Genomic DNA, 21077 nt, shown 5'->3' with positions numbered 1-21077 from the left:
ATTTCCTGACAGCTAAACTGAAATTTGATTACCCACTCTATTTGTTATAGAGCCATAAATAATAATCTCGAGCCACTTTTCACTGGCTTGATTCTTCTTTTTCATGTGATTAGTTTACCTTTCTCATCCATACTTTATTGATTTTTTATCAGTGTATGGAAGTTATAATGATCCTGTTCCTTTAAAGGAGCGATATATGTATTTTCTTCTGTTTATCTGAATGGCGGATTGAAGCGTGTGGTTTCCTTATACTTGCAAGACATGTTCTACGAACCCCAAATATCCTTAATTCCATATTCAGCGAAGATAGATTCTATTAGCTCCTTTTCGTGTACCTTCAGGGAATACACGCCCCGGATACGATACCCGAGTCCCTGCGGTGTGCGAATACCAAGCGCCTGCATTAATTTAGCCTTAACTTCAGCCAAATCTTTTACCCGTACTTGCCCGAGTCCTTTCTGAAACGAATTTCTTTCCATTTTTTATGTATTAGTTAAGGAAATAGCGTTTTCCTGCTATTTCAAAAGTGAAATAAAAACGTTTACTTTGTAGTAATTTATTTCATTTTGCAAATATCAATAATATTATTGATATAAGCAAATAAAATGATTGCTTTTTCTATGGAAAATGAAACTATTTTTGACAGAATTGCTCAAATTATTGAAATTGAGTGTAATGGGGTACCTGCACAATTTGCGAAAAAAATCGGATCAAAAGATCAAACTGTCAGGAATATTGTTGTAAATAGAAGAAGCTATCCCGGATATGAGATATTATTAAAAATCATCCAATCAATTGATTGGTTAAATCCGGATTGGTTGATCACCGGCAGAGGAGAAATGAGAAAGGGACATGATAAAAGCAATCAAGTGATCACAGAACCGGAGGCTCATTATGAAACTGATATCAACCGGCAATTAATCAATATTATCGATTCACAGCAACGCACCATTGAGAATTTAACCAGTTATAAAAAAACCGACAAATAACTTTTTATCTTTAGAGAACATAGGATGCGGTTCGGCACTGCTCAAACAAGTTTGGCACTGCTCTCGGCTTTCACTATCTTTGTGCCTCAAAACAATGGACAAGATGGTAAGAAAGAAAAAACAACTACCCCTTCTGGAAAATATACTGATTACTGATGTGGCTGCCGAGGGTAAGGCGATTGCCAGGGTAGACGGCATGGCTGTCTTCGTACCTTTTGCAGTGCCCGGAGATGTGGTGGATATTCAGTTGACACGGAAAAAGAACAGTTTTGCAGAGGGTAGGGTGGTACGCATTGAAAAATATGCAGAAAACAGAACGGTGCCATTTTGTAGTCATTTTGGAGTCTGTGGCGGTTGTAAGTGGCAGATGTTGCCTTATGACGAGCAGTTGAAGCAGAAGCACCGGCAGGTGACGGATAACCTTGAGCGGATAGGGAAAATCGACCTGCCCGGCATTAACCCTATCTTGGGTGCACCCGCTACGACCTTTTACCGGAATAAGCTGGAATTCACTTTTTCCAATAAAAAGTGGCTGACTGAGGCGCAAATCGTAAGCAATGAGACGTTTGACAATATGAATGCGCTGGGTTTTCATATCCCCGGCATGTTCGATAAGGTGTTGGATATCGATAAATGCTGGCTGCAGGATGATCTCTCCAACCAGATCAGGAATGCAGTCCGGGAGTTTTGCCTGGAGAACGGTTACACCTTTTTCGACCTTCGCAACCAGGTGGGACTGATGCGTACGCTCATCATCCGCAACAGTTCCATTGGAGAATGGATGGTGATTGTGGTATTTTATGAAGATGATCCGGAGAAAAGAGAGAAACTGATGAATTTTATTGCTGGAGAATTTCCGCAAATCACTTCATTGCTCTATATCGTCAACCAAAAAGCCAACGATACGATCACTGATCAGGAAGTGATTGTATGGCGCGGACGTGATCATATTTACGAAGAGATGGAAGGGCTTAAATTCAAAATCGGTTCCAAATCGTTTTTCCAGACCAATAGCGAACAGGCGTATAATCTTTATAAAGTAGCGCGTGATTTTGCACAATTGTCAGGAAAGGAGACGGTCTACGACCTTTACACCGGTACCGGCAGCATTGCCAATTTCGTGGCGCGGAATGCCAAAAAGGTGGTGGGGATAGAATATGTTCCTGAAGCTATTCATGATGCACATGAGAATTCACGTTTGAACGGAATTGATAACACCCTCTTTTATGCCGGTGATATGAAAGATGTGCTTACTGCCGATTTTATATCTGAGCATGGACGCCCGGATGTGATTATCACCGATCCGCCCCGTGCCGGGATGCATAATGATGTGATTGATGCGATCCTTCTGGCAGCCCCGGAACGGATTGTATATGTAAGCTGTAACCCCGCCACACAGGCGCGCGACCTGAGCCTGATCGACAGCCACTATAGGGTTACCCGTGTGCAACCTGTCGACATGTTTCCCCACACGCATCATGTGGAGAATGTGGTGCTGTTGGAGAAAAGATAATCATTTTTAATTTTTCACTCTTCACTATGTAGATTTTCTGTCGTCACTCGGCATAGCGCAAGTAAACTTGTCTCTGCCCTCGTTTCTAAGAAAATTCACTTTTAATTATTAATTTAATTGTCTTGGTTCTCGTATCTTGGTTCTTGATTCTAAAATTTAATTTTATGAATACTCGTAGATCAATCGTTATACTGTTTTGGGCTGCTTTCCTTGTTTTTCCTGTCAGGATTGCTTTTGGGGGGAAACCACAACAGGGGGAGGTGCTCAGGACGTTATACGGCCTGATGGAGAATAAAGAGATATTTATGTCGGAGAAAGAGGACCGGATATCATCAGTAAAAAAGATGTTGCAAACGCCCAATATAAGTGATGTACAGCGGTATGAAATCAACCTGCAATTGTTCAACGAATACAAAACATATATATCCGATTCGGCTATTTATTATGCAAAGCAGAATGTAATAATATCCGGGAGAATGGATGATCCGGAAAGGATCAATGAATCGAAGCTCGACCTGACCTCTTTGTACATTATCGCGGGAATATACATCGAAGCATTGGATATCCTGAAAAATATAGATAAAAACGGACTTTCCGGTGAACTCCTGATAAAATATTATGACAACTATAAACAGTTGTACCGGAGTTATTCTTACAACAATCCCAATGCTGATATACATACCGGAAAGAGCAGCCTGTATCGGGACTCATTATTGAGTGTGCTGGATAAAGAATCCAACCATTACAAGATCGTCTATGCCGAAAAACTGTCTGATGAGAACCGGTTGGCTGAGTCAAAACAAATTTTACAGGATCTTATCGATCAATCGGAAGAAGAAACGCATGAAAAAGCTGTTTTGACGTATGCCCTGGCAAGTATATACCGGAAAGAAGGGGATATTCATAATCAAATCACTTATTATGCAATATCAGCTATCTGCGATATCAAGAATGCGATCAAGGAAAACGCATCGATGCAGGCGTTGGCCGTTACACTATTTGAAACCGGCAATATCGAAAGGGCTTATGATTGCATCAGATCGTCGATGGAAGATGCCATGTTTTGCAATGCCCGCTTACGGACGTATGAAATCTCACAAATACTTCCGATCATCGACTCAGCATATCAGGAAAAAGTCAGGAATCAGCAGTCAGAACTGCAACTCTTCCTTGTTTTGGTGAGTCTCTTGTCACTGTTCCTCATCATCGCTGTTATCTATGTCTATCGCCAGATGAAAAAGATCGCCCGGATAAGAAAGGAACTGTATCAAACGAATCTGAAGCTGAATGACCTGAATAATGATTTGCAACATACTGTCGATCAATTGAACAGAACGAATAGAAAATTGTCGGATGTAAACGATGAATTGTCCGAATCCAACGAGATCAAGGAAACCTATATCGGCCATTTTCTGGACCTTTGTTCAACTTATATCAATAAATTGGAGAAATACCAGAATACGCTCAATAACAAAGCGGTCGAACGAAAACTCGATGAACTTTTCAGGATGCTGAAATCGCACGATATGATCGATCAGGAGTTGAGAGAGCTCTATAAATTGTTTGATAACATCTTTCTTCATCTTTATCCTAATTTTGTGGAGGAATTCAATTCCCTGTTGCTTGAGGAAGAGCGATTCAATCTGAAGCCGAATGAATTGTTGAACGTTGAATTGCGTATATTCGCGCTGATCCGGTTGGGTATAACAGACAGTTCGCGTATTGCCAACTTCTTGCATTATTCGGCAAACACCATCTATAATTATCGTACGAGAGTACGAAATAAAGCAGCCGTACCCCGTGATCAATTCGAAAATTTAGTGATGAAAATTGGTGTTATACAGAAAATCTGAATATATATCATCTACTTTTTTACACCTCTATATTTAAGTATTGACTTGATATACAGTTGATATTCTTGTTCCTTCATCTATATGTTAACTATCCTGATTTTTTTTTCGCTACTTCATCTTTTACATTTGCCAATGTTATTGTTCATTATCTTGATGCCACTATTTCGTTAAAGTTAAATGAGAGCAATGAAAATTTAATTGGTCGGATGTGAAAAACGGCTAATGTAAGTGAGGTATAAATGTGACTATAACCTTTTGTATTTTTTTATTTCTAAATTTTTTAACATGTGGGAAAAACAAAAATTATTCAACGGGCCGATGGCATGCAAGGTACTTTTATGGGTATTGTGCGCGCTATTCAGTATTAACCTGTCGGCTCAAGATCGGAAAATTATTTCTGGAAAAATCACCGATAAACAGGGTGAATCCGTGATCGGGGCTTCTGTTTTAGTCAAGGGAACCACGGTCGGTACGGTAAGCGATATTGATGGTAATTTCTCTCTGGAGGTGCCTGAATCCGCGGTGATAACTGTTTCTTATATCGGTTACCAATCACAGGATATTCCGGTGGAAGGAAGAACCGATTTTTCTATTCTGTTGCAAGAAGATACCCAACTGCTGGATGAAGTGGTGGTGGTAGGGTATGGCGTGATGCGAAAGAGGGACCTCACGGGTGCCGTGGCGTCGGTCTCCGGTGAGTCAATGAGGGACAAGCCGGTGGCCAGCATCGGGGAAGCCCTTCAAGGACGAGCAGCCGGCGTGCAGGTTATTTCCTCCGGTAAACCGGGCGATAACGTGTCCTTCCGTATCCGGGGAATCAGCACGATCAATAACAGCGAGCCGCTGCTGGTTATCGATGGTGTGCCCACCGATTTGGGGATCAACGCCCTGAACATGGAGGACGTGGAAACGGTGGACGTGCTCAAGGATGCCTCGGCAACGGCAATTTACGGCTCCCGCGGGGCGAACGGCGTGATATTGATTACCACCAAGAAGGGAAAATCAGGGGATGGCTCCATCTCGTTCAGCGCGAATTGGGGAGTGCAAACCGCGACCAATATGCCTCAAATGCTCAATGCCACACAATTTGCCTCGTTGCATAACGAGATGATTGCCAATTATAACCGGTTTGCTTCCTCACCGCTTGCCCAACGTCCCGATTTTGCGGACCCGACAGTGTGGGGGGAAGGTACCGACTGGCTGGGAGCACTGTTCCGTTCGGCATGGATGAAGAACTACACCGTTTCCTATTCAGGAGGGAGCGATAAGAGTAATTACTATGTGTCGGGCGGAGTGCTCGATCAGGACGGTATCGTGCTTAATACTTCGTACCGCCGTTATACGGTGCAGTTCAACAGTGAATCGAATGTGCGTTCGTGGATAAAATTCGGGAACAACGTCACGTTGAGCCATGACATAAAAAAACAAGGCTCTTACGATATTCGCTCAACAATGGCTTCGTTGCCTACCCAGCCTATTTATAACGAGGATGGTTCGTATTCCGGACCTGGGGATCCGGCCCACCAGTATGGCGACATCCGTAATCCGATCGGTACGGCGTCGCTGAGCCGGAACAGGACCAACGGATACAATGTGCTCGGGAATATATTCGCCGAAATAAAGCCGGTTGATAAACTCACGTTTAAGTCGTTGGGCGGCATCGACTTCAAGTTCTGGGACAACAACAGTTTCAGTCCCAAATACGATTGGAAGCCCATTCCGCAGCCGCAGTCGTCGTTATACGAATCGTCAAACAAAAGCCTTACCTATTTGTGGGATAATACGCTTACCTACATCGATACATTTGAGGACAAGCACAATCTTAACGTGATGATCGGTTCCAGCGCCCAGAACAATGTGTTCAACTGGATGAGCGCCAGTGTGCAGGGTTTTTTGAGCGACAGTAACAATCAGTTGAATAACGGGCTTACCGACCCGACAGTGGGCGGATCGAAAAATGACTGGGCGGTCCTTTCGTTCATGGGGCGGGCCAATTACAATTACGACAATAAATACCTTTTCACCGCGACCATCCGTCGCGACGGTTCTTCACGGTTTTCCAAAGAGAACAGGTGGGGGACATTCCCCTCTTTCTCGGCCGCGTGGCGGTTATCGGAAGAGCCTTTTTTCAATACCGGTAAATGGGTGAATGATGTCAAAGTGCGTGCGGGTTACGGTGAAACGGGAAACCAAGACGGCATCGACAACTATGCCTACTACACCCGCCTGAGAACGGGGCAGTACGTGTTCAACGGCACACCGGTTTCCACATTGTATCCGCTGGTAATGCCCAATCCGGATGTGAAATGGGAGACTGTGAAGCAATTCAACGCCGGGGTAGATCTCGCGCTGGTCAATCAGCGCGTTAACCTGACATTGGATGCCTACCTGAAAAATACGAGCGATATGTTGGTGCCGATGTCCGTACCCATTACCACCGGTTATTCCGACATTTACGTGCCGAGCATCAATGCCGGACAGGTGCGGAACAAAGGGGTTGAATTGACCATCTCGTCACGGAACCTTACCGGCGAGTTCGAGTGGGACACCGATTTCAATATTTCTTACAACAAGAACAAAGTGGTGAAAATGAATGACGGGATTGCCCTGTTTACCGGCGGCGATATAAACATGACCAAAGTGCAGGTCAGCGCCGAGGGAAGGCCGGTGAATGCTTTCTACGGCTACGTGACCAACGGTATCTTCCAGAATCAACAGGAAGTGGATAATTACGCGGTGCAGGTAGCCGGCGGAACAGCGCCCGGCGATATTAAATTTCGCGACCTGGACAATAACGGCGTGATCAATGCCGATGACCGCACCTTTATCGGCAACCCTTTCCCTGATTGGGCGTTCTCGCTAAACAACAGTTTCGCCTATAAGAACTTCGATTTGCAACTGTTTTTCCAAGGCGTGGCCGGGAACGAGATTTACAATGCCAACAGGATATGGCAAGAAAGCATGTCGGTTCCCCAGAACCAAACGAGGAAAGTGCTGGATCGCTGGACCGGTGAAGGAACAAGTAATAGCATCCCCCGCGCGGTGTATAGCGATCCCAACCAAAACGCGCGTCACTCCAACCGGTTTATTGAAGACGGGTCGTACCTTCGCTTGAAGAATCTCACGTTGGGTTACAGGTTGCCGCAGTCGGTTGCAGGAAAAGCCCAATTGAGTATGGCGCGTATTTATCTTTCATGCCAGAACCTGTTCACGCTTACTAAATATTCGGGCTTCGATCCCGAAGTAGGAGCGGGAGGTGTCGATCTCGGCACTTATCCGGTGACACGTACCGTCAGTTTGGGGTTAAACATTCAATTTTAAACATTATGAAGAAAATATACTATATAGGACTTATATCCCTGTTGACATTGTTCGGAGCCTGTTCCGATTTTCTGGACAAGGTCCCTTATGAAGATCCCAGTGCCGAAGCGCTTACAGACGAGGCATCGGCGATAGCGTTGGTAAACGGGGCGTATCAACCGCTACAGCGCCCAAAGTTATATAACATGAGAATGTGGACACTCGATATTATCGCTGGGAACAGTGAAGTGGGTGCCGGCGGTGGAACCGATGGCATAGAAACGGTGACCCTGGCGAACTTCGTGGCTACCGCGGATAACGCGGCGGCGCTCGATATCTGGCGGGGCCCCAATCCCGGGATATTGTATTGCAACACGGTATTGGAAAACGTGCCGGAAATGGATATCGACGAATCGTTGAAGAACCGGTCCATCGGGGAAGCCAAATTCCTTCGGGCACACTATTATTTCATCTTGGTACAGCTATTCGGGGATGTCCCGATGACGGTTTCCACACCGAAGCCCGGAGACGACTTGTTGCCGGCACGTACCGACAAGATGACCATTTATAACGAAGTGATTATTCCCGACCTGAAGGATGCCATCGAGCTGTTGCCTGTCAGGGAGGAATACTCCGGGAGCGACGTCGGTCGCGCATCCAGGGGAGCTGCCGCCGGAATGCTGGCCAAGGTGTATCTCACCCTGGGGATGTATGAAGAATCACTGCAAATGAGTGAATTGGTAGAGAGCCTCGGGTATACCCTCAACCCCGATTACAGCGATTGCTTCGGTGGCGAGGAAAGGCATAAAAATACGGCCGAGTCTCTGTTTGAAGTGCAATATTACGGACTGACCAAGGCCGGGTTCTGGGATGATGAAAACCAAGCGAACTGGCTAAGCACCTATATGGGACCGCGCAATACCGGATGGGTAGGCGGCGCATACGGCTGGAACCAACCGACCCAAGAGTTTGTGGACCAGTACGAAGTGGGCGATCTGCGTAAAGACAAAACCATTTTGTACGAGGGAGGGCCCGCGTTCGACGGCAAATCCTATAAAGCCACCATGTCGAATACCGGATACAATGTCCGTAAATTCCTTGTGCCACTGTCCGTTTCTCCCGATTACAATACGAATTCGGCAAATATCGTGGTGTTGCGTTTTGCCGATGTGTTGCTGATGAAAGCCGAAGCATTGAATGAGTTGGGAAGGACCGAAGAAGCCGAAGAGCCTTTGTATCAGGTACGCAGGAGGGCCGGCCTGACCGACCGGAGCGATGTGGAAAATCTGTCGGCTGAACAGATGAGGGAGAAGATAAGGCATGAACGCCGTATCGAGTTGGCATTCGAAGGACACCGCTGGTTCGACTTGATCCGCTGGGATAACGGCCAATACGCGCTGGATTTCCTGCACTCTATCGGGAAAATCAATGCGGCGCGGAAGCACCTTCTGTTTCCTATCCCACAAAGGGAAAGGGATGCCAATCCTAATTTAACGCAGAATCAAGGGTACTAATATCGAAAACGAGCTGAATTATGAAAACATATCGATTATTATTCATCCTATCGTTGCTGTCCGCACTTCTTATCCGGTGCACCGACGATAATTATATGGAACTGGATAAAGGGGATACTCCGTTGGAAGTCACCGCGTCAAATACTGAAATCGAACTCGATGCCACCAATCCGGCAACGGAAGCCTTGAAATTAACGTGGACGACCGGGTCCAATCAGGGAACCCATGCAGCCATCAGCTACACGTTTCAAATGGATGTGCAGGGCAATAACTTTGCCGACGGCATATCCCTCGACCTGGGAAGGGAAGTATACGAAAAAACATACAGAAATGAAGAACTGAATGATATCCTGCTTAACGATTTCGGGATTGCCGTAAATGAGGAAACCGTTCTGGAAGCCCGTGTTATCGCAACAACTGCAGCAGAGGGTGTCGAACCCGAGACTTCTAACGTGCAGCGTATCTCAGTGAAGACGCACAAACCCATCACCAAAACACTCTATCTGATAGGTGACGCCACACCCAACGGATGGAGTGCCGACGATGCCACTGAAATGCGTCCTGTCAACAATGTGGCCAAAGGCTTTACATGGACCGGGTCGCTTTCGTCGGGTAAATTCAAATTCATCACCACCTTGGGCGACTTTGTTCCCTCGTATAACAAAGGGGAGAGCGATAGCAAGCTTTACTTGCGTGAAAGCGACGATGACCCTTATGATGAGCAGTTCGAAATAACTGAGCCCGGAACCTACACTGTAACGGTGAACCTGATCACATTGGCCGCCAGCATCGTGAGGGGAGAAGGGCCGGAATACAGTGAACTGTGGTTTGTGGGAAATCCTACCGGATGGAATTTTGAACCGATGACCGTGAGCCCGCTCGACCCGTTCGTGTTTCATTACAATGCCGACCTTTCGGCTGGCGGTGAATTCAAGATCGGTACCGCGGCAGGAAACTGGGATGCGATCTTTTTCCGTCCCGCTGTCGACCAGACACCTGAAGGTACAGACCTCGATGTGGATAAATGGGCCGGCGATCCTGATTATAAATGGAATATTACGGGAGGCGTATATAAAATCAAGCTGGATACACGTGATATGAAGATCGATATCGTTCCGTTCACGCCGTTCACAATGATATACCTTGTGGGTGATGCAACGCCCAACGGCTGGGATATCGGTAATGCCACCGCAATGACGGCCACCGCTGATCCGTACAAGTTCACATGGACCGGAGCCTTGAAGGGAGGAGAGTTGAAGTTTACCTGCGATAAACAAGACGACTGGAACGGTGCATGGTTCATTGCAAGCGAAGCGGATAAAACGCCGACCGGGCAGGAAGAACAAATGCTGTATAATTATCCGGGAGCCGGAGTCGATTACAAATGGAGGATAACGGAAGCCGGAACATATCAGATCGAACTCGATCAGTTAAAAGAAACAGTTACTATTAAGAAACAATAAACAAACCGAAGGATCTGCCATACTTTGAATCCGGTATGGCGGATCCCTAAAAAAGATTATGATCAAAAAAATTACTTATATATTTGTTGCTTGTTCACTGATATTCGCTTCATGCGAGGATTATTACGACACGAAAAACAACCCGATCACCTACGGTGATACTTATCTGAATATCGGTGTCACTACCGATAAAGCGGTATATAAACCCGGGGAAACTGTCCATTTCACCCTGAAAGAAAGACCTTCCGGTAACCTGAAAGTACGTTATTCGCATCTGGGAGAAGTGATAAAGGAGGAAAATCTGTCGGGAACATCATGGTCGTGGACAGCACCGTCCGAAGATTTCAGAGGATATCTGGTCGATATTTACGAAACTGAGGGAGACGGTGAAAAGATCTATCAGAGCATAGCTGTGGATGTCTCTTCCGACTGGACGAAATTTCCCCGTTACGGTTTTCTCTCTTCTTACGGAAATATATCCACAGATCAGATTACAAGGAATATTGAGACATTGAGCCGTTACCGTATCAACGGGATCCAATTCTACGACTGGATGTATGATCATCACCGGCCATTGGCCGGCACTGCGGAGAATCCGCTGGTGTCGTGGCCCGACCTTATCGGGCGGCCCAATTATCTCTCCACAGTGAAAGGATATATCGATGCCGCACATGGCAGGGGAATGAAAGCGATGTTTTATAATCTGGCGTTTGGCGCCTTGAGCAATGCCGCATCGGATGGGGTAAAAGAAGAGTGGTATATTTTCAGGGATACCAATCGTTCTGAAAAGGACAACCACCACCTCGATCCACCTTTCCGCAGCAGCATTTACCTGACCAATCCCGCCAACCCTGAATGGCAGGCTTATCTAGCCGCACGCCACAAAGATGTGTACAGTGTATTCGCTTTTGATGGCTATCATATAGATCAATTGGGTAACAGGGGAACGGTATATGATTATGACGGCAACGAGGTGAGACTGAATGAAACGTATGCTCCCTTCATTGCTGCCATGAAACAGGCCGATCCCGGCAAACGGTTGGTGATGAACGCGGTCAGCCAATACGGGCAAAACCATATTGCCCGGGCCGATGTTGATTTCCTCTATACCGAAGTGTGGGATGAAAGCAAGACTTTCGAACAGCTGGCGCAGGTGATCCTTGACAACAACGCCTACTCGGATAACCGGAAACAAACGGTACTTGCCGCTTATATCAACTATGCCCGGTCGAACAGTTCCGGATATGTAAATGCACCGGGTGTGTTGCTGGCGAACGCGGTGATATTCTCTTTCGGAGGCGCACATCTTGAATTGGGTGAACATTACCTGGCAAACGAATACTTCCCGAATTCGAACCTGCAGATGAAGAGCGACTTGAGGCAGGACTTGATTCGTTATTACGATTTTCTTACGGCTTACCAGAACCTTTTGCGTGACGGTGGTACATTTGCTTCATTTGAAGTGAAATCAGCCGACGAAAATATCCGGGTAGAGAACTGGCCGGCATCGCAGGGAGCAGTAGCAGTTTCCGGCAAAAAAATTGGCGGAAAGGATGTAGTCCATCTTATTAATTTTTCCGATGCCAATTCCATGGATTGGAGAGATACCAACGGCACCCAGAAAGAACCTGCGACCATCACCGATGCAGAGATTATAATCACCGTGGACAATCAGGTGAAAAATGCCTGGTTCGCTTCCCCCGATCTGAACGGAGGAGTATCCAGTACGCTTGACTTCACGCAAGTAGGCAACGAAATCACGCTCACGCTTCCGTCATTGAAATATTGGGACATGATCGTCCTCGAGTATTAGACATTCAACTTTTGTATGTATACACTTTAATAGACACATGCGAAAGTTTAGTTAATAATCCAATAAAACAAGTTGATGAAGTATTTACAATTTATCTTATTACTGATCCTTTTTGCCCCTTTCGCCCTGTCCGCGCAACAAAGCGGCAAAGCGAAAGAGACGGCCTCCTATACGAAAGAGGGGAACAGGATCGTATTTAATGCGGATGACGGATCGAAGCTTTTGCTGGAGGTTCTTAGCAGTTCTGTCGTAAAAGTGTGGTTTGACCCTGCCGGGACATTCATTCGTAACAACGAATCGTTTGCTGTTGTCAATGAAGACCTCGAAGATATAGGGGAGATAAACGTGAACGATGAACCATCATGCTACGAGATCTATACATCCAAACTTCGCATCCGGCTGAATAAAAATCCGATGCAGCTACAAATCTTCGACAAATGGCAAAAATTGCTGTTCAGTGATTTTAAGGAGATCGGCCACGTCTCGGATTCAAACACGAAAAAAGCCTATAAAATGCTGCGCCGTGATGAGCAGTTTTTCGGTCTGGGTGAAAAGGCCGGGCCACTCAACCGCCGCGGACGGGAATATAAAATGTGGAACAGCGACCGTCCTTGTTACAGTACGACCGAAGATCCGCTTTACAAGAGCATCCCGTTCTTTATGAGCAGTTACCAGTACGGTATTTTTCTGGATAATACCTATAAGACCGAATTCAAATTCGGTACGGAATCCGAAGAATATTATTCGTTCGAGGCGCCTGATGGAGCATTTGTCTATTACTTTATCTTCGGGAAAGATTATAAGGATATCCTGGGCCAGTATATCACGCTGACAGGACAGCCGATCATGCCGCCGAAGTGGGCACTTGGCTTTGCACAAAGCCGCGGCCTTTACACCAGGGAGGCACAGGCGCTGGAAGTGGCTGCCGAATTCCGTAAACGGGAGATACCGATCGATATCATTTATCAGGATATCGGCTGGACGCAATATTTGCAGGATTTTGAATGGCGTGAAGGGAATTACACCAACCCGAAGCAAATGCTCTCTATACTAAGTCAACAGGGTTTCAAAGTGATCCTTTCACAGGATCCGGTGATCTCTCAAGCCAATAAGAAGCAGTGGGAAGAAGCCGACAGGCTCGGTTATTTCGTAAAGGATGCCCGTACCGGTAAATCGTATGATATGCCCTGGCCATGGGGCGGCAACTGCGGGGTGGTCGATTTTACCATTCCCGAAGTGGCCGACTGGTGGGGTGAGTACCAACAGAAACCGCTGGACGACGGAGCACATGGATTTTGGACAGATATGGGTGAGCCGGCATGGAGCAACGAGGAAGACCTCGACCGTCTCCATATGCGGCACCATATCGGGATGCACGACGAAATCCATAATGTATACGGCCTGACCTGGGATAAAGTAGTGAAAGAACAGTTCGAAAAAAGGAATCCCGGCAAACGGGTATTCCAGATGACCCGTGCGGCCTATGCCGGACTTCAGCGCTATACTTTCGGCTGGAGCGGCGATAGCGGGAATGCTAACGACGTTCTCGAAGGATGGGGACAATTACAAAACCAGGTGGCCGTGGGTATTTCTGCCGGATTGGGAGGAATCCCGTTCTGGACAACCGATATCTCCGGTTATTGCGGTGATATCACCGATTATCCGGCAATGGCAGAATTGTATACCCGGTGGATGCAATTCGGTATTTTTAATCCATTGAGCCGTGCGCATCATGAAGGAGATAATGCCGTAGAACCATGGATGTTCGGTGAGGTGGCCGAGAAGAACAGTAAGGCAGCTATCGAGCTGAAATACCGGCTTTTCCCTTATCTGTACTCCTATGCCCGTAAGGCGCATGATACCGGATTACCTATTATGAGGGGACTATTTATGGAATATCCCTACGATGAACAAGCGGTAAAGGTTGAAGACCAGTTTCTCTTTGGTGAAGAACTGTTGGTGGCACCTGTGCTGAGAAAGGGAGAACGTGTAAAACGGCTCTATCTGCCCGAAGGAGAATGGATTGACTTTAATGATAAGAAAACCGTTTACCTTGGCGGACAGCAAATTGCCTATCGTGCACCTTTGAACGTAATTCCCCTGTTCGTAAAGAAAGGGTCTATTATCCCAATGATGCCTGTGATGCAATATATCCACGAAAAGAAAGACTATCCGTTATTTATCCATATTTTCCCCAATTATGAAGATGAAGTAGCCGAGTTCGAGCTTTATGAAGACGATGGAGAGAATCTCGATTATCTCAAAGACATCGCTTCCAGAACCCGGTTCACCTGTACCACGCTTTCCGATGGATACCGTACGGTGGTGGAACCCTCAGACAACGGATTCAGGCAATCGGACAAAAGGAACATGATCCTGACCTATCATCTCGATGAAATGCCGGCTTCGGTCACAGTAAATGGCAAAACGGCCAAAAAAACGGATGAAGCATCCATTGCCGGGAAAGCGGAAACCGATATTAATTCGATCGAATGGTCGTGGAACGATCAGTCAAATGTGTGTCTGGTGAAAGTTCCCGATCAAAGAAAACAAGTAACTGTACTATTAACTAACTAAACTTTCGCAGGTGTTGCGATCGCAGCTAAATCTTTCACGAAGAATGGTTTGCGACCCATTCACGATTCACAGACTATCTGATAAATAACTTGCTGCGCTCAAACAACTTATCAGATTACGCCTGTTTCATCGAATGGGTTCCCCACAAACCATTCACATGTTTCATATTTAGCTGCTTACTTCTCGTTGATAAACTTGCGAATAAAGAATCAATCGAATCAAAGAACTATAAGAGACAAACGCTCACACAAGAACATGGTTAAAATGTCTTGTGTCTTGATTCTTGGCTCTTGCGTCTAAATTTTAAATTGTATGAAGAAAATATATATTCTATTGCACTTCTGCCTGATCGCGGGAATCATGACTGCACAGGATTTGAGATCGCCGAATGGTGATCTGGAGATGAATTTTTCAGTCGATCAGCAGGGAACGCCGGTTTATACCCTGAGATATAAAGGGAAAACGGTGATAAACCCAAGTAAATTGGGACTCGAATTGATCGGGAGCGATAAGGTGGAATTCGGCGCTGAAATAAACAGGGAGAAAGATCCTCAAACATCACTGTATGACGGATTCAGTGTGTCCGATGTACAGAATAGTACTTTCGACGAGACATGGGAGCCGGTATGGGGCGAAACCAAAGAGATCCGAAACCACTATAATGAGATGGCGGTAACGCTCACTCAGAAAGCTACCGACCGTAATATGATTATCCGGTTTCGTTTGTTTGACGACGGGTTGGGTTTTCGTTATGAATTTCCCCAACAAAAGAATCTGGTCTATTTTGTCGTGAAAGAAGAATTGACCCAGTTCGCAATGACGGGAGACCATACGGCTTACTGGATCCCCGGCGATTACGATACACAGGAGTATGACTATACTATTTCCAAATTATCAGAGATCAGAGGCATCAATAAAGGAGGAAGGCAAGAGAACCTGTCCCAGACCGGATTTTCGGATACAGGTGTGCAGACCGCATTGCAACTGAAAACAGCCGATGGTATCTATATCAACCTGCATGAAGCGGCATTGATCAATTATGGCGCCATGCACCTGAACCTGGATGACCGGAACTTTATTTTCCAGTCGTGGATTACGCCCGATGCCAACGGAGCAAAAGGATATCTGCAATCCCCTTGTACAATTCCCTGGCGTACCATTATCGTAAGCGATGACGCCCGCGATATCCTTGCATCCGATATCACGTTGAATCTCAATGAACCGTCTAAAATTGAGGATACTTCATGGATCAAACCAATGAAATATGTCGGCGTATGGTGGGAAATGATTACCGGAAAGAGCGAATGGTCATACACCTATGATCTGCCAAGTGTCCATATCGGTGTGACGGATTACTCCAAGGTGAAACCACATGGTCGCCATGGTGCTACTACGGAAAATGTGAAAAGATATATTGACTTCGCCGCAGAACATGGCATCGACGGCGTACTGGTGGAAGGCTGGAATATCGGATGGGAGGATTGGTTCGGCAATTCGAAAGATTTTGTGTTTGATTTTCAAACACCCTATCCCGATTTTGATATCGATGAGATACACCGCTATGCCAAAAGTAAAGGTGTACAGATGATCATGCATCACGAGACATCTTCCTCGGTGCGGAATTATGAACGCCATCTAGATAAGGCGTACCAATTGATGAACAAGTACGATTATCCGGCCGTAAAAAGCGGTTATGTGGGCGATATCATCCCCCGCGGGGAAAACCATTACAGCCAATGGATCAACAACCATTACCAGTATGCGATTGAAAAAGCGGCGGAATATAAGGTCATGGTCAATGCGCATGAAGCGGTACGTCCCACCGGTCTTTCACGTACATGGCCTAACCTGATCGCCAACGAGTCGGCACGCGGAACGGAGTATCAGGCTTTCGGCGGCAGTAAGCCGAATCATGTAACGGTACTTCCTTTCACACGGATTATCGGCGGTCCGATGGATTATACCCCGGGTATTTTTGAGATGGATATCTCTAAATTGAATCCCAACAACCAGTCGCATTGCAACTCGACGATTGCCAACCAGCTGGCGCTGTATGTCACCATGAGCAGTCCACTGCAAATGGCGGCCGACCTGCCGGAGAATTACGAACGGTTCCCCGATGCATTCCGGTTCATCAAGGATGTGGCATTGGATTGGGATGAAAGCATATATCTCGAAGCCGAACCGGGAGAGTATATTACCGTTGCCCGCAAAGCCAAAGGCACCGATAACTGGTTTGTCGGCAATACTACGGGGAATAATGCGTTTATTTCTAAAATCTCATTCGATTTTCTGGATCCCGGTAAACAGTATGTGGCTACGATCTACGCCGATGCAAAGAATGCCCACTATAAAACCAATCCTCAGGCATATACCATTCGGAAGGTAGTGGTAACCCATACATCCAAATTGACCCAGGCTTCCGTCCCGGGAGGCGGTTTTGCCATCAGCCTGTTTCCGGTAACCGACAAAGTGCAAACCAAAGGGTTAAAGAAGTTGTAAATAATGAGGATTCAATATTGTATTGATCCTGAAATAGTAGAGCCCGGTACAATGCCGGGCTTTACTATTTTATAATACTTGTTCTGATATCCGGAAAATACCGACTTTTTATAAAACAATAAACTCTTACTATTTTACTGCTTCAACGTTATATCCTAACTCCCGTAATCCTTCGATCAGCCCGTCATCACCCGGCAGGTGCAGGCAGCCAACGGCAATAAATGAGGATTTATCTTCCATGATGGATGGGAGTTGGTCCAGCCATTTCCTATTACGGTCGCCGTTCAGCACATTTTTCTCCTCTTCCGTAGAAGGGCAGGGATCGTCAGGTATTTCTTTTTCGTACAATTGGCGCAAGACTTCAATATCCTGAGCATGATAGGCCGCCTGCATTTCATCCATCTGCTCTTTCAGCATTTCCGGATGTTTCACCATGCAGATCAACATCTCAGCCTGGCGTTCCAATGATTGCGAATTCAATAATACATAGATCTGATCTTCTGCAGTCTCAAGTCCTACTACCGGACGTGACCGTTTCAGTGCTTCTTCCTGGAAGTAATAATCGATGTTTTGCGCCGAAGCTACAGAAGGATAATATCGTTGGTAGAGTGAGATGGAGATCAGGTTTGAGAGCATGGCCGGTTTTAGTTGTCCCAATTGGTCGAGACCAACTCCCACTACGGCACGGAGCATACTGTCCAGCACCGCTGTATCTTCAGGAGAAAGTAAAGTCGCGTAGGCAATATCCGGTGGCAGCATGCCTTCACCCATGATCTTCATCTGCATTTCAGACATATTACTCATGTCGAGTTCACCTACGGTCTGCTCTGTTTCTTCGAAAGCAGCCTCAATTCCGGGTATACTATCCAGAAAGGAGATAGGGACAAGGTGATGTGTCCCGAAAATATAGGATGGTTTCTGTAATCCATTTCCTGATATTTTCCACAAGAGGGAACTCTCTGTCTTGTTTGAAGCTCCGGAAGAACAGGAAAGCAATAAAAATATCGCTGTTACAGCGATGAAGACCTTTTTATAATGCATTTGATTATTTTATTTTTTCTTTGTGGGTATGGAATTATTTGCTATTTAGTGAAACTTATATTTATTGCCGTACTTTTGCGAAACCGGCATCGGGAGTTTTCCCTAAATGACTTTTTTCTTTCCCTATGCCCAGGAAATCGAACAGGAACCAGAAAATCGTGAAAGAGGGTATCACGTCGGTAGCCGGTAACAATTCTTCAAGGAAGGTGATCAGTGAGGTATACTTCCCTTTTCTCTCCCCGAACATCTTATAACTGATGGAGGCGGCTATGGGAGCCCAGACGACGTCCAGAAACGGGCCGATAACAGGGATGGCCAAAGAGGCCATGCCAACAGTATCCAACAACACACACTTGATCAGTTTCCTGTATTTATTATCCATATTGATATTTTACACTTCAGGCGGTAAAAGTAAATATAAAAAGGATTACCGGGAAGAAAATAAGCAATATCTTTTTATAAATCTTTCTGATTATTATTAACGGTGTAAAAATTATTCGCTGTCCGTAGTTGTGTCGAGTGGAGTATAACTCCTCTTGGACAACTCCTTGTCCATCGTATAAATACCAAAACCATTATCGCCGATCAGCCTTAACCCGTCAATCAGACTCTGTGCGGTTTCTTCCTCTTCTACCTGTTCGCTTACGAACCATTGCAGCATATTCTCTGAAGCAAAGTCATTCTCTTTGCGTGACATGGCTACCAGATTGTTGATAAGGGAGGTAACAACCCTCTCGTGTTCTAATGTTACTTCAAATGCATGCAGTAACGAATCCCACGATGTGTCTACTTTGTCAATGGGTTGCAGCTCTACCCTGTTCCCTTTGGAAATAAGATAATTCATCAACTTGTGGGCATGATCCTGTTCTTCCTTAAACTGTACTTTGAACCAGTTCGCGAAGCCGGGAAGACCTTTGTGCGCAAAATGTACCGACATGGAAAGATAGAGATAAGCCGACCAAAGTTCGGCATTGATCTGTTTATTAATTGCAATTTCTAATTCTTTACTTACCATAATTCTGTCTGTTTATCATGTTTAATGTCTATTGAAGTTAAAACGCTTTTCGGGTTAAAATGTTTATAAGTACATAGTTTCAACAAAATTCCCCATATTTCAAAAATTAACCCTACTTCGGAAATTTAAATTAATTACTATCTTTGCAAATTGATTGCGTTCATGGTTAAAAAGATGCTTCCGGTACTTTTTTAAGTGGGGGCTTATTCTTTAAATTTTTTTCAGATGAATCTTTTAAGGGAAAAAATGATGAAATATGATGCTCCGCAACGTGCAAAGGCGGCGGGTATCTACCCCTATTTCCGGGCTATTGAGAGTGACCAGGATACCGAGGTAGTCATCAACGGAAAAAAAGTGTTGATGTTCGGTTCCAATGCATATTTGGGGTTGACCAATCATCCGAAAGTGAAAGAGGCGGCTATTGCTGCAACAAAAAAATATGGTACCGGGATGGCCGGTTCCCGCTTCCTGAACGGTACACTCGATATTCACCTGGAGTTGGAACGGAAACTTGCTAATTTCATGAATAAGGATGAGGCCATTGTATTTTCTACCGGCTTCACCGTCAATGAGGGGGTACTGGGATGTCTCACGGGAAGGGATGATTTTATTATCTGGGATGAAAGGGATCATGCTTCCATTATAGAGGGACTTCGTACTTCCTATTCTACAAAGTTTAAATTTCGTCATAACGATGTGGCGCATTTGGAGAAACAATTAAAACGCTGCCATCAGGGAAAGGTGAAATTAATTGTTGTAGATGGTGTATTCAGCATGGAGGGAGATCTGGCCAATCTGCCCGAGATTGTGAAATTGGCAAAGAAATATAATGCCAATATTATGGTTGATGAAGCCCATAGCCTGGGTGTTCTCGGTCGAAAATACAGTGGACGTGGAGTGTGCGATCATTTTGGCCTGCTTAATGATGTGGATCTGGTGATGGGTACTTTCAGTAAATCTCTGGCGTCAATCGGGGGGTTTGTGGCGGGCGATTACCCTGTTATCAATTACCTGCGTCACAATGCCCGGACAAATATATTCAGTGCAAGTATTACCCCTGCTGCCACTGCTGCTGCATCAGCCGCCCTGGATATATTGAAGGCGGAACCCGAACGGGTGAAGAATTTGTGGGAACTTACCCATTATGCCATCAACCAGTTCAAAGAAAGAGGTTTTGAACTGGGCCCGACCGCAACACCCATTATGCCTCTCTATGTGCGTGACAATGACAAGACTTTCCTCGTTACCAAGCTTCTGTTTGAGGAAGGTATCTTTGTCAATCCGGTCGTATCTCCGGCAGTTTCCCCGGGCGATACGCTCATTCGCTATTCGTTGATGGCGACACATACCAAAGAGCAGATAGATTACTCTCTGGAGCATATTACCAAAGTATTTAAAAATCTAAATATCTTGCCATAGCAGGATAAAACAACATTAGGAAAGTCTATCATTAAAATTAACATCAGAGATCAGATTAGTTCGCGAAAAAATACCTAC

The 21077-nt window shown here is 45.6% G+C and carries 14 protein-coding genes; 10 read left to right on the top strand and 4 right to left on the bottom strand.

The window, feature by feature from the left end; translation table 11 throughout:
* Window positions 1-266 precede the first annotated feature (266 nt).
* On the bottom strand, window positions 267-479 hold the full coding sequence (locus tag U2P89_RS02240) for a hypothetical protein (RefSeq protein WP_076931684.1): 213 nt from the start codon (window positions 477-479) through the stop codon (window positions 267-269).
* Window positions 480-605: 126 nt separating this feature from the next.
* Here U2P89_RS02240 and U2P89_RS02235 point away from each other — a divergent pair, with 126 nt between their 5' ends.
* The 9 genes from U2P89_RS02235 (at window position 606) to U2P89_RS02195 (ending at window position 17524) form a co-directional block, all read left to right on the top strand.
* Window positions 606-989 (top strand): hypothetical protein, encoded by a 384-nt coding sequence (locus U2P89_RS02235; protein ID WP_091909925.1) that lies wholly within the window; start codon window positions 606-608, stop codon window positions 987-989.
* A 103-nt stretch (window positions 990-1092) separates the two neighbouring features.
* Window positions 1093-2502 (top strand): 23S rRNA (uracil(1939)-C(5))-methyltransferase RlmD, encoded by a 1410-nt coding sequence (rlmD, locus tag U2P89_RS02230; protein WP_322190501.1) that lies wholly within the window; start codon window positions 1093-1095, stop codon window positions 2500-2502.
* Window positions 2503-2666: 164 nt separating this feature from the next.
* Complete coding sequence (locus U2P89_RS02225) at window positions 2667-4355, top strand: DUF6377 domain-containing protein (protein ID WP_322190500.1); 1689 nt, start codon at window positions 2667-2669, stop codon at window positions 4353-4355.
* Between the two features lie 285 nt (window positions 4356-4640).
* Window positions 4641-7676 (top strand): TonB-dependent receptor, encoded by a 3036-nt coding sequence (locus U2P89_RS02220; protein ID WP_322190499.1) that lies wholly within the window; start codon window positions 4641-4643, stop codon window positions 7674-7676.
* Between the two features lie 5 nt (window positions 7677-7681).
* The gene (locus U2P89_RS02215) at window positions 7682-9169 is read left to right on the top strand and encodes a RagB/SusD family nutrient uptake outer membrane protein (RefSeq protein ID WP_322190498.1); all 1488 of its coding nucleotides are present in this window, start codon (window positions 7682-7684) and stop codon (window positions 9167-9169) included.
* 20 nt (window positions 9170-9189) lie between these two features.
* Window positions 9190-10632, top strand: coding sequence for a SusF/SusE family outer membrane protein (locus tag U2P89_RS02210; protein WP_322190497.1), 1443 nt, complete (start codon window positions 9190-9192; stop codon window positions 10630-10632).
* Between the two features lie 58 nt (window positions 10633-10690).
* A complete protein-coding gene (locus U2P89_RS02205; RefSeq protein WP_322190496.1) occupies window positions 10691-12445 on the top strand; it encodes a glycoside hydrolase family 66 protein in 1755 nt (584 codons plus the stop codon).
* 75 nt (window positions 12446-12520) lie between these two features.
* A complete protein-coding gene (locus U2P89_RS02200) occupies window positions 12521-15022 on the top strand; it encodes a glycoside hydrolase family 31 protein (protein WP_313379870.1) in 2502 nt (833 codons plus the stop codon).
* 312 nt (window positions 15023-15334) lie between these two features.
* Window positions 15335-17524: a glycoside hydrolase family 97 protein gene (locus U2P89_RS02195; RefSeq protein WP_313379871.1), complete on the top strand. Its 2190-nt coding sequence runs from the start codon at window positions 15335-15337 to the stop codon at window positions 17522-17524.
* 129 nt (window positions 17525-17653) lie between these two features.
* On the opposite strand, the gene U2P89_RS02190 is transcribed toward U2P89_RS02195, so the two are convergent.
* The 3 genes from U2P89_RS02190 to U2P89_RS02180 all read right to left on the bottom strand — a co-directional run bounded on the left by U2P89_RS02190 (window position 17654) and on the right by U2P89_RS02180 (window position 19580).
* On the bottom strand, window positions 17654-18565 hold the full coding sequence (locus U2P89_RS02190; RefSeq protein WP_322190495.1) for a TraB/GumN family protein: 912 nt from the start codon (window positions 18563-18565) through the stop codon (window positions 17654-17656).
* A gap of 61 nt (window positions 18566-18626) precedes the next feature.
* Window positions 18627-18947 carry a hypothetical protein gene (locus tag U2P89_RS02185; protein WP_322190494.1) on the bottom strand — a complete coding sequence of 107 codons (321 nt, stop codon included), beginning with the start codon at window positions 18945-18947 and terminating at the stop codon, window positions 18627-18629.
* 111 nt (window positions 18948-19058) lie between these two features.
* Window positions 19059-19580: a ferritin gene (locus U2P89_RS02180; protein WP_091907505.1), complete on the bottom strand. Its 522-nt coding sequence runs from the start codon at window positions 19578-19580 to the stop codon at window positions 19059-19061.
* Between the two features lie 225 nt (window positions 19581-19805).
* Here U2P89_RS02180 and spt point away from each other — a divergent pair, with 225 nt between their 5' ends.
* Complete coding sequence (gene spt / locus U2P89_RS02175; RefSeq protein ID WP_091907593.1) at window positions 19806-20999, top strand: serine palmitoyltransferase; 1194 nt, start codon at window positions 19806-19808, stop codon at window positions 20997-20999.
* Window positions 21000-21077: the final 78 nt, after the last annotated feature.

The organism is Proteiniphilum sp., from assembly GCF_034331125.1.
GTDB lineage: Bacteria > Bacteroidota > Bacteroidia > Bacteroidales > Dysgonomonadaceae > Proteiniphilum > Proteiniphilum saccharofermentans.
The sequence above is the reverse complement of the archived record's forward strand: the minus strand, read 5'-3'. Positions and strand labels throughout refer to the sequence as shown.

Bases quoted from the DNA above. Each gene is read 5' to 3' on its own strand.
- U2P89_RS02205 (WP_322190496.1), top strand. From the start codon at position 10,691: ATGATCAAAAAAATTACTTATATATTTGTTGCTTGTTCACTGATATTC.
- rlmD (WP_322190501.1), top strand. From the start codon at position 1,093: ATGGTAAGAAAGAAAAAACAACTACCCCTTCTGGAAAATATACTGATT.
- spt (WP_091907593.1), top strand. From the start codon at position 19,806: ATGAATCTTTTAAGGGAAAAAATGATGAAATATGATGCTCCGCAACGT.
- U2P89_RS02180 (WP_091907505.1), bottom strand. From the start codon at position 19,580: ATGGTAAGTAAAGAATTAGAAATTGCAATTAATAAACAGATCAATGCC.
- U2P89_RS02215 (WP_322190498.1), top strand. From the start codon at position 7,682: ATGAAGAAAATATACTATATAGGACTTATATCCCTGTTGACATTGTTC.
- U2P89_RS02195 (WP_313379871.1), top strand. From the start codon at position 15,335: ATGAAGAAAATATATATTCTATTGCACTTCTGCCTGATCGCGGGAATC.
- U2P89_RS02220 (WP_322190499.1), top strand. From the start codon at position 4,641: ATGTGGGAAAAACAAAAATTATTCAACGGGCCGATGGCATGCAAGGTA.
- U2P89_RS02185 (WP_322190494.1), bottom strand. From the start codon at position 18,947: ATGGATAATAAATACAGGAAACTGATCAAGTGTGTGTTGTTGGATACT.
- U2P89_RS02225 (WP_322190500.1), top strand. From the start codon at position 2,667: ATGAATACTCGTAGATCAATCGTTATACTGTTTTGGGCTGCTTTCCTT.
- U2P89_RS02200 (WP_313379870.1), top strand. From the start codon at position 12,521: ATGAAGTATTTACAATTTATCTTATTACTGATCCTTTTTGCCCCTTTC.
- U2P89_RS02210 (WP_322190497.1), top strand. From the start codon at position 9,190: ATGAAAACATATCGATTATTATTCATCCTATCGTTGCTGTCCGCACTT.
- U2P89_RS02235 (WP_091909925.1), top strand. From the start codon at position 606: ATGATTGCTTTTTCTATGGAAAATGAAACTATTTTTGACAGAATTGCT.
- U2P89_RS02190 (WP_322190495.1), bottom strand. From the start codon at position 18,565: ATGCATTATAAAAAGGTCTTCATCGCTGTAACAGCGATATTTTTATTG.
- U2P89_RS02240 (WP_076931684.1), bottom strand. From the start codon at position 479: ATGGAAAGAAATTCGTTTCAGAAAGGACTCGGGCAAGTACGGGTAAAA.